Annotated in this window: 11 protein-coding genes; 4 read left to right on the plus strand and 7 right to left on the minus strand. The window is 65.6% G+C overall.

Annotated elements, in window-relative coordinates:
- Positions 1-202: 202 nt before the first annotated feature.
- From ACRWQA_RS17805 to ACRWQA_RS17815, 3 genes are all read right to left on the minus strand, one after another.
- A complete protein-coding gene (locus tag ACRWQA_RS17805) occupies positions 203-1,681 on the minus strand; it encodes an efflux transporter outer membrane subunit (RefSeq protein ID WP_263582576.1) in 1,479 nt (492 codons plus the stop codon).
- Positions 1,674-4,850 (minus strand): efflux RND transporter permease subunit, encoded by a 3,177-nt coding sequence (locus ACRWQA_RS17810; RefSeq protein ID WP_446326208.1) that lies wholly within the window; start codon positions 4,848-4,850, stop codon positions 1,674-1,676. Before ACRWQA_RS17810 ends, ACRWQA_RS17805 begins: the two co-directional genes overlap by 8 nt.
- Positions 4,851-4,955: 105 nt before the next feature.
- The gene (locus ACRWQA_RS17815) at positions 4,956-6,125 is read right to left on the minus strand and encodes an efflux RND transporter periplasmic adaptor subunit (protein WP_412031215.1); all 1,170 of its coding nucleotides are present in this window, start codon (positions 6,123-6,125) and stop codon (positions 4,956-4,958) included.
- A 342-nt stretch (positions 6,126-6,467) separates the two neighbouring features.
- Between ACRWQA_RS17815 and ACRWQA_RS17820 the strand changes: the two genes are divergently transcribed.
- Positions 6,468-7,445 carry a LysR family transcriptional regulator gene (locus tag ACRWQA_RS17820; protein WP_446326209.1) on the plus strand — a complete coding sequence of 326 codons (978 nt, stop codon included), beginning with the start codon at positions 6,468-6,470 and terminating at the stop codon, positions 7,443-7,445.
- Positions 7,446-7,479: 34 nt separating this feature from the next.
- Here ACRWQA_RS17820 and ACRWQA_RS17825 read toward each other — a convergent pair whose 3' ends face one another.
- Together ACRWQA_RS17825 and ACRWQA_RS17830 are read right to left on the minus strand one after the other, a co-directional pair.
- The gene (locus tag ACRWQA_RS17825) at positions 7,480-7,896 is read right to left on the minus strand and encodes a RidA family protein (RefSeq protein WP_263582572.1); all 417 of its coding nucleotides are present in this window, start codon (positions 7,894-7,896) and stop codon (positions 7,480-7,482) included.
- A 35-nt stretch (positions 7,897-7,931) separates the two neighbouring features.
- A complete protein-coding gene (locus tag ACRWQA_RS17830; protein WP_434228061.1) occupies positions 7,932-9,824 on the minus strand; it encodes an ABC transporter ATP-binding protein in 1,893 nt (630 codons plus the stop codon).
- A gap of 313 nt (positions 9,825-10,137) precedes the next feature.
- Here ACRWQA_RS17830 and soxR point away from each other — a divergent pair, with 313 nt between their 5' ends.
- Both soxR and ACRWQA_RS17840 read left to right on the plus strand, forming a co-directional pair.
- Positions 10,138-10,587: a redox-sensitive transcriptional activator SoxR gene (gene soxR / locus ACRWQA_RS17835; protein WP_263582570.1), complete on the plus strand. Its 450-nt coding sequence runs from the start codon at positions 10,138-10,140 to the stop codon at positions 10,585-10,587.
- 111 nt (positions 10,588-10,698) lie between these two features.
- A complete protein-coding gene (locus ACRWQA_RS17840; protein WP_434228060.1) occupies positions 10,699-11,310 on the plus strand; it encodes a glutathione S-transferase family protein in 612 nt (203 codons plus the stop codon).
- A gap of 29 nt (positions 11,311-11,339) precedes the next feature.
- On the opposite strand, the gene ACRWQA_RS17845 is transcribed toward ACRWQA_RS17840, so the two are convergent.
- Both ACRWQA_RS17845 and ACRWQA_RS17850 read right to left on the minus strand, forming a co-directional pair.
- Complete coding sequence (locus ACRWQA_RS17845; protein WP_263582568.1) at positions 11,340-11,561, minus strand: hypothetical protein; 222 nt, start codon at positions 11,559-11,561, stop codon at positions 11,340-11,342.
- 97 nt (positions 11,562-11,658) lie between these two features.
- Positions 11,659-12,861: a M24 family metallopeptidase gene (locus ACRWQA_RS17850; protein ID WP_263582567.1), complete on the minus strand. Its 1,203-nt coding sequence runs from the start codon at positions 12,859-12,861 to the stop codon at positions 11,659-11,661.
- A 147-nt stretch (positions 12,862-13,008) separates the two neighbouring features.
- Here ACRWQA_RS17850 and ACRWQA_RS17855 point away from each other — a divergent pair, with 147 nt between their 5' ends.
- On the plus strand, positions 13,009-13,731 hold the full coding sequence (locus ACRWQA_RS17855) for a YebC/PmpR family DNA-binding transcriptional regulator (RefSeq protein ID WP_263582566.1): 723 nt from the start codon (positions 13,009-13,011) through the stop codon (positions 13,729-13,731).
- Positions 13,732-13,758 lie beyond the last annotated feature (27 nt).

Raw genomic sequence — 13,758 nt, forward strand, 5'->3', positions numbered from 1 at the left:
GCGAAGCGGGAGTGCGGAAGGCACGAGCCGAGGGTAAAGGAAGGCGGGCAGGATAGCAGAAAAATTCGGGCGATGTCGCACTATCGGCAGCCGGGGGTCAGCAAGTGCTCACTGGGGGACGTAGCGGCAGGTTGAGCCGGCACCGCGCATGGCGCCATGCCGGCTCGAAGAGGCGAACGAGAGTGGCTCCTGCCAGGCTCGACTAGGTTGATGACAAGGCGGGCTCAGCCGTCGCCTGCCGCGGCGCTTCCATGCGCTCCTCCCAGCCGCCGGCCAGCGCTCGGTAGAGCGCCACCAGGGCGGTAGCGGCACGCACGTTGCTCTGGGCCAGGCCGTCCTCGGCCTCCAGCCGCGAACGCTCGGCGTCGATCACCTCGAGGAAGTCGACCACGCCGACCTCGAAGCGCACTCGCGCCTGGCGGGCCGCCTCGGCACTGGCTTCGGCGGCCGCCTCCAGATGCTCGCGCTCGCGCAGCGACTGGGTGTAGCGGGCGAGCGCCGTCTCGGCCTCCTCCAGCGCCTGCAGCACGGCCTGCTCGTAACGCGCCAGGTTGGCCTCGGCGTCGGCATCGGCGGCGGCCATGCGCGCGCGCACCCGGCCACTGTCGAGGAACGACCAGTCGACGCCCAGCGCCACCAACCGCGTCTCGCTGTCGCGGCCGAACAGATCGCCGGTACTGGCGGCCTGGGTACCCAGCAGGCCGGTCAAGGTGAAGCGCGGATAGAGGTCGGCGGTGGCCACGCCGATGCTGGCGGTAGCGGCATGCAGGCGCCGCTCCGCCGCGGCAACGTCGGGTCGTCGGCGCAGCAGCTCGCCGGGCAGCCCGACCGCCACCCGCTCGTGCAGTGCCGGCAACGGCGCTGGCGCCTCCAGTCGGGCAATCAGCGCGCCGGGTTCACGGCCAGTCAGCACTGCCAGGCGATGGATGATGGCGGCGATCTCGCCTTCCAACGCCGGAAGGCGCGAGAGCGTGCTCTCCAATTGCGCCCGGGCACGCACGCTATCGAACTCGGTGCCACGCCCCGCCTCCAGACGCGCGTCCACCAAAGCCAGCGACTCGCGTTGGTTGTCAGCGTTGGCCCGTGCCACGCGCAGCTGCTCCTGCAGGCCGCGCAGGCGTACGTACTGGTCGACCAGTTCGCCGACCACGACCACCTGCATGGCGCGCAGATCGGCGGCCGAGGCCTCCGCTTCGGCCTGCTGGGCCTCTACGGCGCGCCGTACGCGGCCGAAGAAATCGAGCTCCCACAGCGCGGCGATGCCGGCGTCATAACTTTCGTAATCCCGCTGCGAGCGTGTCGCCTGCGGCATCTGGTCGGCGCTGGCGCGCTGGTGGGCGGCGCCGGCCTCGGCGGTGATGCTGGGCGCCAGGTCGCGGCGCGACTGGCGCAGCAGTGCCAGGCTGCGGTCATGGCGGGCCAGGGCGATGCGCAGGTCGTGGTTGGCGTCGAAGGCCTCCTCGACCAGTTCGCTCAACAACGGGTCGTCGAAGCTGCGCCAGAAGTTGCGCTCGACGGCCTCAGGCGTCACGAGCCCCGGCTCGGCACGCACCAAGCCGGCAGGCTCAGGCAGGGCCGGAGTGCGGTAGTCGGGCCCCACTGCGCAAGCGGCCAGCGCCAGGGTCAACGGCAACAGCAGCAGGTTACGCATGCCACGTTTATGCACGCCAAGCTTATGCATGATAGGAGCCCTCCATGGGCTGCGCGGGTTCGGCCTGCTCGGGCTGCCCGCGGGTGACCAGCTTGCGCAATGCAACGTAGAACACCGGCGTCAGGAACAGGCCGAACAGTGTCACGCCGAGCATGCCGGCGAACACTGCCGTACCCAGCGCCTGGCGCACCTCGGCGCCGGCACCGCCGGCCAGCATCAGCGGCACCACTGCCGCGGTGAAGGTGATCGAGGTCATGATGATCGGGCGCAGGCGCAGGCGGCACGCTTCCAGCGCCGCCTCGACGATGCCGCGCCCCTGCATCTCGAGCTCGCGGGCGAACTCGACGATCAGGATGGCGTTCTTGCACGCCAGGCCGATCAGCACCACCAGGCCCACCTGGACGAAGATGTTGTTGTCGCCGCCGGTGAGCTTCACGCCGATCAATGCCGAGAGCATGCACATCGGCACGATCAGGATCACCGCCAGCGGCAGCGTCCAGCTTTCGTAGAGCGCGGCGAGCGCCAGGAACACCAGCAGGATGGCGAGCGGGAACACCACCAGCGCGGCCCCGCCCTGGTTGACCTGCTGGTAGCTCAGGTCGGTCCACTCGAAGGACATGCCGGCGGGCAGCACCGCCGGAGCGAGCTGCTCGACCACCTCGATCGCCTGGCTCGACGACAGCACCCGCGGGTCGGCCTCGCCCATCAGGTCGGCCGCCGGGTAGCCGTTGTAGCGAATCACCGGGTCGGGGCCGAAGGTCTGGTCGACCCGGATCATGCTGCCGATCGGCACCATCTCGCCGAAGGCGTTGCGGGTGCGCAGACGATCGATGTTCTCCACGTCCATGCGGTAGTCGCCGTCGGCCTGGGCCATGACCTGCCAGGTGCGCCCGAAACGGTTGAAGTCGTTGACGTAGACCGAGCCGAGGTAGACCTGCAGGGTCTCGAACAGATCGGTCAACGCCACACCCTGGGTCTTGGCCTTGACCCGGTCGACGTGCAGGTCGAGCTGCGGCACGTTGGACTGGTACGAGGTGATCGGATAGCCCATGCCGGGCGCCTGCATCAGCGCGCCACTGAAGCCGTCGACGGCCTGCTGCAGTTCGCCGTAGCCCAGCCCGGCGCGGTCCTGGATGAACAGCGAGAAACCCGACCCCGAGCCGATGCCGAGAATTGCCGGAGGGGTGAAGGCGAAGCTGAACGCCTCCTGCAGGCCGCCGAACTTGCCGTTCAGCTCGGCGACGATCTCCTCGGCGCTGCGCGAGCGCGCTTCGAACGGGTCTAGGCCGAAGAACACCGTGCCGGTGTTGGGCGTGTTGGTGAACTGCAGCGGATTGAGCCCGGGGAAGGCCACCGCCGAGCTGACGCCGTCGGTTTCCAGCGCCAGGTCGGTCATGCGCCGGATCACCGCCTCGGTACGGTCCAGCGACGCCCCTTCCGGCAGCTTGGCACCGCCGATCAGGTACATCTTGTCCTGGGTGGGAATGAAGCCGCCGGGTACCAGTTGGAACATCGTCCCGGTACCGACCAGCAGTAGCGCATAGACGGCGAACACCACACCGCGTCGACGCAGGCTGCGCGTCACGCCGCGCTGGTAACGCTCGGAGCTGGCGCCGAAGAAGCGATTGAATGGCCGGAACAGCCAGCCGAAGAGGAAATCGATCAGGCGCGACAGGCGGTCCTTCGGCGCGTCGTGGGGCTTGAGCAGCATCGCCGCCAGCGCCGGCGACAGCGTCAGCGAATTGATCGCCGAGATCACCGTTGAGATGGCAATGGTCACCGCGAACTGGCGGTAGAATTGCCCGGTGACACCCTCGAGGAAGGCCATCGGCACGAACACCGCGCACAGCACCACCGAGATGGCGATGATCGGCCCGCTCACCTCGCGCATGGCCTGGTGGGCCGCCGCCAGCGGGGCGAGCCCCTCCTCGATGTTACGCTCGACGTTCTCCACCACCACGATGGCGTCGTCGACCACGATGCCGATCGCCAGCACCAGCCCGAACAGGGTCAGCGTATTGATCGAGAACCCCAGCAGGTAGAGCACGGCGAAGGTACCGACGATCGACACCGGCACCGCCAACAGCGGGATCACCGAGGCGCGCCAGGTCTGCAGGAACAGCGTCACCACCAGCACCACCAGCAGCACCGCCTCGAGCAGGGTCTTGATCACCGACTTGATCGAGTCGCGCACGAACACGGTGGGGTCGTAGACGATGGTGTGCTCCACGCCGTCGGGGAAGCGCTCGGCCAGCTCGTCCATCTTCTCGCGTACCGCATCCGACAACGCGATGGCGTTGGAGCCCGGCGCCTGGAAGATGCCGATGGCCACCGCCTGCTGATTGTCCAGCAGCGAGCGCAGCGAGTACTCCGCGGCGCCGAGTTCGATGCGCGCCACGTCGGAGAGATAGGTGATCTGGCCGTCGCCTCCGGCCTTGACCACGATTTCACCGAACTCCTCCTCGGTGGTCAGGCGCCCCTGGGCATTGATCGAGATGAGAAAGTCCGATGTGGTCGGGGTCGGCGGCGCGCCGAGCTGGCCGGCCGACACCTGCACGTTCTGCTCACGGATCGCCGCGATCACGTCGCCGGCCGTCAGCCCCCGGGCGGCGGCACGGTCCGGGTCGATCCACACCCGCATGGCGTAGTCGCCGGCGCCGAACAGCATCGCCTGACCCACCCCGGGCAACCGCGCCAGCTCGTCACGGACGTGCAGCGCCGCGTAGTTGCGCAGGTAAGTGCTGTCGTAGCGGCCGTCGGGCGAGATCAACTGCGGCACCATGGTCAGGTCGGGCGACTGCTTGTCGGTGGTCACGCCTTGGCGGCGCACCGCCTCGGGCAACCGCGCCAGCGCCTGGCTGACCCGGTTCTGCACCTGGACCTGGGCCTCGTCCGGGTCGGCACCGGGGCGGAAGGTCAGCGTCATCGCCAACACCCCGTCGGAACCGGCCACCGACTTCATGTACATCAGGTTCTCGACCCCGGTGATCGCCTCCTCGAGCGGCGTGGCCACCGTCTCGGCGATCTCCTTGGGGTTGGCACCGGGATAGACCGCGCGCACCTGCACGGTCGGCGGCACCACGTCGGGGTATTCGCTAACCGGCAGCAGCGGTATGGTGATCGCCCCGGCGATGAATATCAGGATCGACAGCACCGCGGCGAAGATCGGCCGGTCGACGAAGAACTTGGCGAAATCCATGACAAGACTCCCTCCCGGCGCGGACAGCCACGTCCGCGCCGAAGATGTCGTTCAGGGGTTTATGACGTTTGTTATGTCACATCGGTGATGAGGAGCCTGGTGCGGTCAGCGTGTGGCGGCCAGTTCGTTGCCGCCCTCGGTCTGGCCGCGCATGTCGACGCTCTCCGCCGCCACCGGCATGCCGGGGAAGAAGATCCGCTGGGCGCCATTCACGACCACTTGGTCACCGGGTTCGAGACCGGCGGCAACGACACGCAGTCCATCGGCCATGCGCCCCAGCTGCACGTCGCGACGCATGGCGCGGCCCTCCCCGTCGACCACGTAGACGTACTTGCGGTCCTGATCGGTGAGCACCGCCTTGTCGTCGATCAGCAGGGAGCCCTCCGCCTCCCCCGCGAGCAGCTGCACGCGGGCGTACATGCCCGGGGCGAAGCGGCCTTCGCTGTTGTCTAGCACGGCGCGGGTCAGGATGGTGCCGGCCTCGGCATCCAGGTGGTTGTCGACGAAATCGACCTCGCCGCGGTAGGGAAAGCCCTCATCGGACGCCAGCCCCACCCGCACCGGTATGCCTCCCTCGCGAAAACTGGCCTGGCTACCGCTACGCGCCATGGCGTCGTAGTGCAGGTAGGCCTGCTCGTTGCTGTGGAAATGCACGTGGACCTGGTCCAGGGCGACGATACGGGTCAGCGGGGTGGCTTCGGATACCAGGTTACCCGGCGTCACCAGGGCGCGGCCGGTGCGGCCGGCGATGGGCGCGCGCACCTCGGTGAACTCCATGTTGAGCCGGGCCGTCTCGGCGATGGCCCGGGCAGCCAGGATGTCGGCCTCGGCCGTGGCCGCGGCAGAGCGCCGCTGGTCCAGTTCCTCGCGAGAGATCGAGCGGCTCTGGGCCAGCGCCTCGGCCCTGGCGGCCTCGCTGCGGGCCAGCTCGGCCCGGGCCTGGGCCCGCTGAAGCTCGGCCTCGGCACGCTCCAGCTCGGCGCGATAGGGACGCGGATCGATCGTGAACAACACGTCGCCCTTCTCGACCTCCTGGCCTTCGGTGTAGTGGATGCTATCGATGTAGCCCGAGACGCGAGGACGCAGGTCCACCGTCTCCACCGCCTCGATGCGACCGGTGAAGGCATCCCACAGCTCGACGTCCTCGACCAGCACTTGCGCGACACTGACCTGGGGCGGCGGCGGGCCCTGCTGGGCTCCTTCCTCCTGGCCTCCATCCGCCAGGCTATCGCACCCCGTCAGAACGATGAGTCCGGCAGCCATGGCGGTGACCATGAGGATTCGCCGACTCCCTTGATTCACGAACATCTTGTGGACGTTCATTATTTCTTCTCTCCCAATACCAAGTAGCAGTTCGCTGTGTCGTTATTCATCCCGGCCGGCAACTCATTTGCCGCAACTTTATTAATGTCGTTTGTTGGTGTGATTAATCGACAGCAAACTTCGCCGAAGGCCACCATATAGTGTTACCGGGCACTTGATTAGTCGGGCCGACAGGGAAATACTGTCCCGTTGGCGGGACAGTCACCGTGCAGCCTGCTCGTCTTCATCTCGCAGTATTTTTCCCCTGGCGCAGTGTTTTCCCTGACATTGCATGCACGGCACAGGACAATAACCATGCTGCAGGATCTCAACGACGCCCTGATCTTCGCCAAGGTCGTGGAACAAGGCAGCTTCAGCGCCGCCGCCAAACAACTTCGTCTCGGCAAGACAACGGTCAGCCGCAAGGTGCAGGACCTGGAGCGGCGCCTGGGTGCCCGGTTGCTCCACCGCACCACTCGCAACCTGAGCCTGACCGAGGCCGGCGCCATCTACTTCGACTACTGCAACCGCATCGTCCGCGACCTGAGCGAGGCGGAAAAAGCCGTGCACCACCTCGAGGAGAGCCCCCGAGGCTGGCTCAGGGTCACCGCCCCCTTCACCATGTGCACCGAGTTCACCTCGGTCCTGATACGGGATTTCCGCCAGTTGCACCCCCAGGTACGCATCGAACTGGTGCTCTCCAACGAGCGCCTGGACCTGGTGGCCAATCAGATCGACGTGGCGCTGCGGGTCGGCCCGCTGCCGGACTCCAGCCTGGTGGCACGCCCCCTGGCGCGCTTCCGCTCGTTCGTCTATGCCAGCGAGACCTACCTCGCTCGACATGGCGAACCCCGCACGCCATCGGACCTGGCTTCTCATGCGGTGCTGGCCAAGGCCATGGACCAACGCGGCCAGCGCTACGTCTGGCAACTGCGCAACAGCGCGAGTCAGGAGACCGTCGAGGTGGAAGTCGATCCGGTGGCCATTGCCAACGACCCCTTCGCCCTGCGTGGCATGCTCGAGGACGGGCAGGGCATCATGCTCGCCAACGAGTTCGTCGTCTGTCTCAGCGCGGAAGCCACGCGTCCACGGCGCATCCTGGAAGGCTGGGAGGGCCCCGAGGTCGAAATGAACGCCGTCTTTCCCGGCGGCAGCCTGGTCTCGCCCAAGGTGCGCACCTTCGTCGACTTCGTCGTCGAGAGCATGCGGATCGAGAGCCTGTCGGCACCCGAGCCGTGGCAGCCCCTGACTTACACCGGCACCCCGGCCGAGGCCGTCGACGAGCCGGCTTGAGCCGGCTGCCGGGGCGCCGCATGCCGCTGCCTCATCACCCGATGTCAGGCAATACCGCCTCGGCCTCGATCTCGATCAGCCATTCCGGCTCGGAAAGGCCACTGACGATCACCCAGGAAGTCGCCGGGGGCGACTTGGGAAAGCGCGAGCGCAGCGCTTGCACCACTCCCTCCTGGTCGTAGCGGGCAGGCTCGGCGATATAGATGCGCATCATCACCACATGCGACAGGTCGCCTCCCAGCGTGCCGAGTATCGCTTCGATGTTGTCCAGCGCGGTGTAGGCCTGGCCCTCGAGGTCGGGGCCGACCAGGCACTCGTGGGCATCGACGCCGACCTGCCCCGACAGATGCACGCGATAGCCTCCCTTCACCATCACGGCCTGGCTGAAACCGTACTGCAGCGTATTCGGCAGTCCACGCGGATTGATGGCTTCCCGTTCCACACCTTTCATGCCTCCCCCTCCTTTTGCCAAGGCTCATGATCGATTCAGGGCTCAATGCCCAGCGGCTTTCCCTGCCGAGGCTCGGATGCCTCGTCGGTATCCAGCCCCAGGAAGCCACCGGACTGGCGGCGCCACAGCGAAGCGTAGAGCCCGTCGCGCGCCAGCAATTCGCGGTGGGTACCGCTCTCGACGATTTCTCCCTCGTCGATGACTACCAGTCGGTCGAGCATGGCAATGGTCGACAGCCGGTGGGCAATGGCGATCACCGTCTTGCCCACCATCAGCGTGTCGAGTTGCTCCTGAATGGCGGCCTCGACTTCGGAGTCGAGCGCCGAGGTGGCCTCGTCGAGCACCAGGATCGGCGCGTTCTTGAGCAGCACCCGGGCGATGGCGATACGCTGGCGCTGCCCCCCGGAAAGCTTGACGCCGCGCTCGCCGACGTGGGCATCCAGGCCGCGACGGCCTTTGAGGTCCACCAACTCGTCGATGAAGGTATCGGCGTGGGCACGGCGAACCGCTTCCCAGATCTCCTCTTCGCTGGCATCGGGGCTGCCGTAGCGGATGTTCTCGCGCACCGAGCGATGCAGCAGCGAGGTGTCCTGGGTCACCATGCCGATCTTCCGGCGCAGCGACTCCTGGGTGACATGGGAGATATCCTGGTCATCGATCAGGATGCGCCCGCCCTCGAGGTCGTAGAAGCGCAGCAGCAGGTTGGCCAGGGTCGACTTGCCGGCCCCCGAACGTCCGATCAGCCCGACCTTCTCGCCCGGCGCGATGTTCAGCGTGAGGCCATCGAACACCCGGATCGCCTCGCCGTCCGGGCGGGCGTAGCCGAAGCGCAGTGCTTCGAAGCGGATCTCGCCGCGAGGAACCGTGAGCTCTGCGGCATCGGGCGCGTCCTTGATCGTCGGCTCCTGGGCAATGGTGTTGATGCCGTCCTGCACCGTGCCGATGTTCTCGAACAGCCCCGCCACCTCCCACAGGATCCAGTTGGACATGAAGCGAATGCGCATCACCAGGGCGATGGCCACGGCGATGATGCCGAGCGATACGGCCCCGAGGTACCAGGCGCCGATGGCCACCGCCGCCACCCCGGCCAACAGCAGCGAGTTGAGCAGGGTCAGGCTCACGGTGAGCCCGGTGGCCAGACGCATCTGGCGATGCACGGTGACCATGAACTGCTCCATGGAGTCGCGGGCATAGGCCTGCTCGCGCCGGGTATCGGCAAACAGCTTGATGGTCTGGATGTTGCTGTAGCTATCGACGATCCGCCCGGTCATCACCGCACGGGCATCGGCCTGGGCCATGGAAACCCGCCGCAAGCGCGGTACGAAGTACCACAGTATCGCCACGTAGCCGGCCAGCCACACCAGCAGCGGCAGCATCAGCCAGGGTTCGGCCTGGCCCATCAGCAGCATGGCGCCGGCGAAATAGACCAGTACGTAGACCATCAGGTCGAGCATCTTGGTGACCGTCTCGCGGATCGCCAAGGCCGTCTGCATCACCTTCTGCGAAACGCGCCCGGCAAACTCGTCCTGGTAGAACGCCAGGCTCTGGCTGAGCATGTGGCGGTGCGCCATCCAGCGGCCGAGCATGGGATAGTTGCCGAAGATGCCCTGGTGCATCACCAGCGACTGAAACAGAGTCAGCAGCGGCAGCCCGACCGCCACCAGTGCCGCCATGCCGGCCAGGCGCCAGCCGTACTCGTTGAAGAAACCCTCGCGCTCGGCATCCGAGAGCCAGTCCACCAAGTCGCCCATGTAGCTGAAGAACATCACCTCGGCAGCCGAGACCAGCGCCGTCAGCAACGCCAGCGCGGCCAGCAGCGGCAACAGTGGACGCGAGAAATGCAGGATGAAAGCGGCGAGCCCCCGCGGCGGTGTTTCGGTCTGCCCCGAGGGATAGGGGTCCACCAGCGTCTCGAAGTAACGAAACATGACAACTCCATCGTCAAGAAAACTTAGGAAACAGCAAATCGGGAACTGCCGTATGTGCTCACTATTTGCTGACAGAGTGCAGGCTAAAACCTAAACTTAAATTGAGGTCAAGAAGGCCGGTGGGAAAATTTGAAAAAAAGAAGCTGAAAACCATACGAGCCCTCCCGATGAAAGCAAAATCAAACTTCGTGATTCTATTCATCAAAAAGTTTTATATATGAACCCCAGCTAGAGGGAGTTGATGATCATGTCTTGTCAGACGTCCGGCGAAGCGCTAAAAACGTCTCCCCAGCCGAAGCCAAGGAGACGCAAGATGCCGGCTCACCTCCAACGTGACCTCAGCGTCGGCGAAGTCGCGAAGCGCAGCGGCCTGGCAGTTTCCGCCATTCACTTCTACGAGGCCAAGGGGCTGATCAAGAGCCGCCGCAACGCTGGCAATCAGCGCCGTTTCACTCGCGACGTACTGCGTCGCGTAGCGATCATCAAGGTCGCCCAGCGTACCGGCATCAGCCTGGCCGAGATTCGTAGCGCCTTCGATACCTTGCCGGATTTTCGCGCTCCCACCGCCGCCGACTGGCAGCGCCTCTCGGCGAACTGGCGACACACCCTGGACGAGCGGATCGCCCGCCTCGTCCAGTTGCGCGACCAACTGGACCACTGCATCGGCTGCGGCTGCCTGTCGATGGGGGATTGCCCGCTGCGCAATCCCGAGGACGAATTGGCCGCCGAGGGCTCGGGGCCGCGCTTGCTCGACCCCGATTGACGCGTCGCCACAGGCCTCACCAACTGGGCACCGTTTAACCGTTCATTTACCGTTCGGATACGTTTTCATTGGGAGCTGCTATCTTGGTGAGAGCCCAAGGAGAGAGCTGCCATGCACGATTCACTCGTTCTCTATACCCACCCGGTGTCTCGCGGGCGCATCGCCCGCTGGATGCTGGAGGAAACAGGTGCGTCTTACCGCACCGAGGTCGTCGCATTCGGCCCCGCCATGAAATCGCCGCAATATCTTGCCATCAACCCGATGGGCAAGGTGCCGGCAATACGCCACGGCGAGACGATCGTGACCGAGTGCGCCGCCATCTGCGCCTACCTGGCCGATGCCTTTCCCGAAGCCGGCCTGGCCCCGCCACTGGCCGAGCGCGGCGCCTACTATCGCTGGCTGTTCTTCGCCGCCGGTCCGTTGGAGGCTGCTATCACGGACCGCGACCTGGGTATGGAACCCAACATCACCCAGCAGGGCAGAGTGGGTTACGGCAGCATCGAGGCGGTGCTGGAAACCCTCGAGATCGCCGTCAGCGCTCACGAGTTCATTGCCGGCCCCCGCTTCACCGCCGCCGACGTCTACCTCGGCTCCCATATCGGCTGGGGTCTGCAGTTCGGCAGCCTGGAGTCCTGCCCTGCCTTTGCCGATTACTGGGCACGGGTCAGCGATCGCGAAGCCTATCGGCGCGCCACTTCACTCGACGACCAGGCGATGAGCTAGGCTTCCTCCACAAACCCTCCCGACGCCGATCAATGTGCCTCGTAGGGCGTGGCCCAGAGATCGTCCGGCTGATGCCGACTGAGAATTTTTTCCGCTCCGGACTTTGCAGTGTCCGGCACAATCACCTTGACTTGGAACGCCTCCTTGTCGAAGTGGAGTTTTTCACGCGGAAAGCCTTCCGAAATCAGCTCATCGTAGGCGTTGGTGGCCTTCATCAGGTCGTGATAGGTCGCCGTTACGGTCAGGGTCATGGCGCCCTCCTTCCTTTGGTTGTCCCTTCTGAACACAAAGGATTTCCCATGAGGGAGATCCTTTTGCCTTTCTCAGTATAGTGAAAGCGCGCCTCCTTCATTTCGCTCGGGAAACGGCGCTTTCGTGAAGCTGCCAGTCATTGTCGGTGAGCGGCTCAGCACCCTTGGGCGTGACCCGTACGGTATCGCTGAGCCCTATGCCCCAAACGCCCGGCACACGCAGGCAGAGCGGGAGGTGGAAGACCATGTCGGCTTCGAATCGGCGCTGCTGCCCGCGGGCGATGTAGCCGCTGCCCTCGACCCAACTGGGCGGAAACTGGGCGCCCACGGCGTAGCCGAACACGCCCGAGAAAAACACCCGCTCGGCATGGGGTTCGAGCACGGCCTCGGCGGCCCGGGCGGCATCCTCGAAGGTGTTGCCGGGTCGCATGGTGATACGGATGGCCTCGAACAGATCGTGGCATACGTCGCGCAGTACCAGCATCTCGCGGCTGGCCCGGCCCGCTACGACGGTCTTCATCATCGGTGCGGTGTAACGCCGGTAGGCGGAGCCGAACTCCAGGAATACCGGCTCATCGGGTGCGATGCGATGCCGCTGATGGTTCAGGTGGATCACGCTGATGCGCCGGCCGCTGGTGACGATGGGCTGCATGCTCATGAATTCGCTGCCGGCGGCCAGCATCGCCCGTGCGCCTTCGGCGGCCACGTCGCCGTCGCTCATGCCCGCCGCGATGACGCGCGTGGCGGCCTTGAGCCCCAGCGAAGTGATCCGGGCACTCTCGCGCAGGCAGGCGAGCTCCGCCTCGCTCTTGACGATGCGGATGCGATCGAGCAGCTCGCCGCCATCGTCGCGAAACCGCTCGCTCCCCAGGCGCGCCTGCAGCTCTCGCAGCACGCCATGACGCAGACCGGCTCCATAGAGGTCCAGGCCAATCGCGCGAAAGGGAGCCAGGGTGTCGGCCAAGGGCTCGATCACCTCGTCGACGCCCTCCCAGCGATAGCCCAGCAACTCATCGACTCGTGCAGTGACCACCGCCGGTCCGGTCTCGATGGAAGGCACCTGAAGAAACAGTCGCCCGGCCGAGCAGACGAGGCAGGTATGCACCGACACCTCGAAAGTGTTGTAGCCGGTCAGATAGTAGATGTCGGAAGGGTCTGTCAGCAGCAGGGCATCCAGCCCCGCGTCCTGCATGGCACCGCGGACTCGGGTCAGGCGGGTATCGAACTCGCTCTCGGGAAAGGCCAGTTCGCTGGCCTCGAGCTGTGCCGCCAGGGCGTGGCGGTACTGGTGATGATCCATGGCGCGGCTCCGTCAATCGCGGGAATCTCAGAGCAGTGTAGTCATGACCCGCATCAGGTCCGCTACCACCGAGGAGAAATAGGACTGTTCCAGGACAGGCCGGTTTCGTAGAATCCAGCCTCGTACCCGAAGCAACAGGACAACGTTATGGGCAGGGCCTTTCAGAACCGCAAGGAATCCATGGCCAAGACGGCCGCCGCCAAGACCAAGGTGTACAGCAAGTACGGGCGCGAGATCTACGTCTGCGCCAAGCAGGGCGGCACCGACCCCAACGGCAACCTGACGCTGCGCGGCCTGATGGAACGCGCCAAGAAGGACCAGGTACCGAGCCACGTGATCGAGAAGGCGCTGGACAAGGCCAGCGGCGTCGGCGGCGAGGACTACTCAGTTGCCCGCTACGAGGGCTTCGGCCCGGGCAACTGCATGGTCATCGTCGACTGCCTGACCGACAACCCCAACCGCACCTTCGGCGACGTGCGCGCCTGCTTCAACAAGGCCAAGAGCAAGCTCGGCACGCCGGGCAGCGTCAGCCACATGTTCGATCACTGCGTCATTCTCTCCTTCGTCGGCAGCGACGAGGAAGCGGTGCTGGAAGCACTGATGGAGGCCGATGTCGACGTCACCGACATCGAGAACGAAGAGGGGCACATCACCGTCTTCGCGCCGCATACCGAATACGCGAAGGCCAAACAGGCGCTGATCGACGCCTTCGGCGAGATCGAATTCGAAGTCGACGAAATCCAGTTCGTGCCGCAGACCACGACTACGCTCGAGGGCGACGATGTCGCCATGTTCGAGAAACTACTCGACGCTCTCAACGACCTGGACGACGTGCAGAACGTCTTCCATAACGCTGAAATCGACGCCTAGCACGACAGCGCCGGCCCGATCGGGCCG

It is taken from the genome of Billgrantia sp. C5P2 (genome assembly GCF_051062895.2).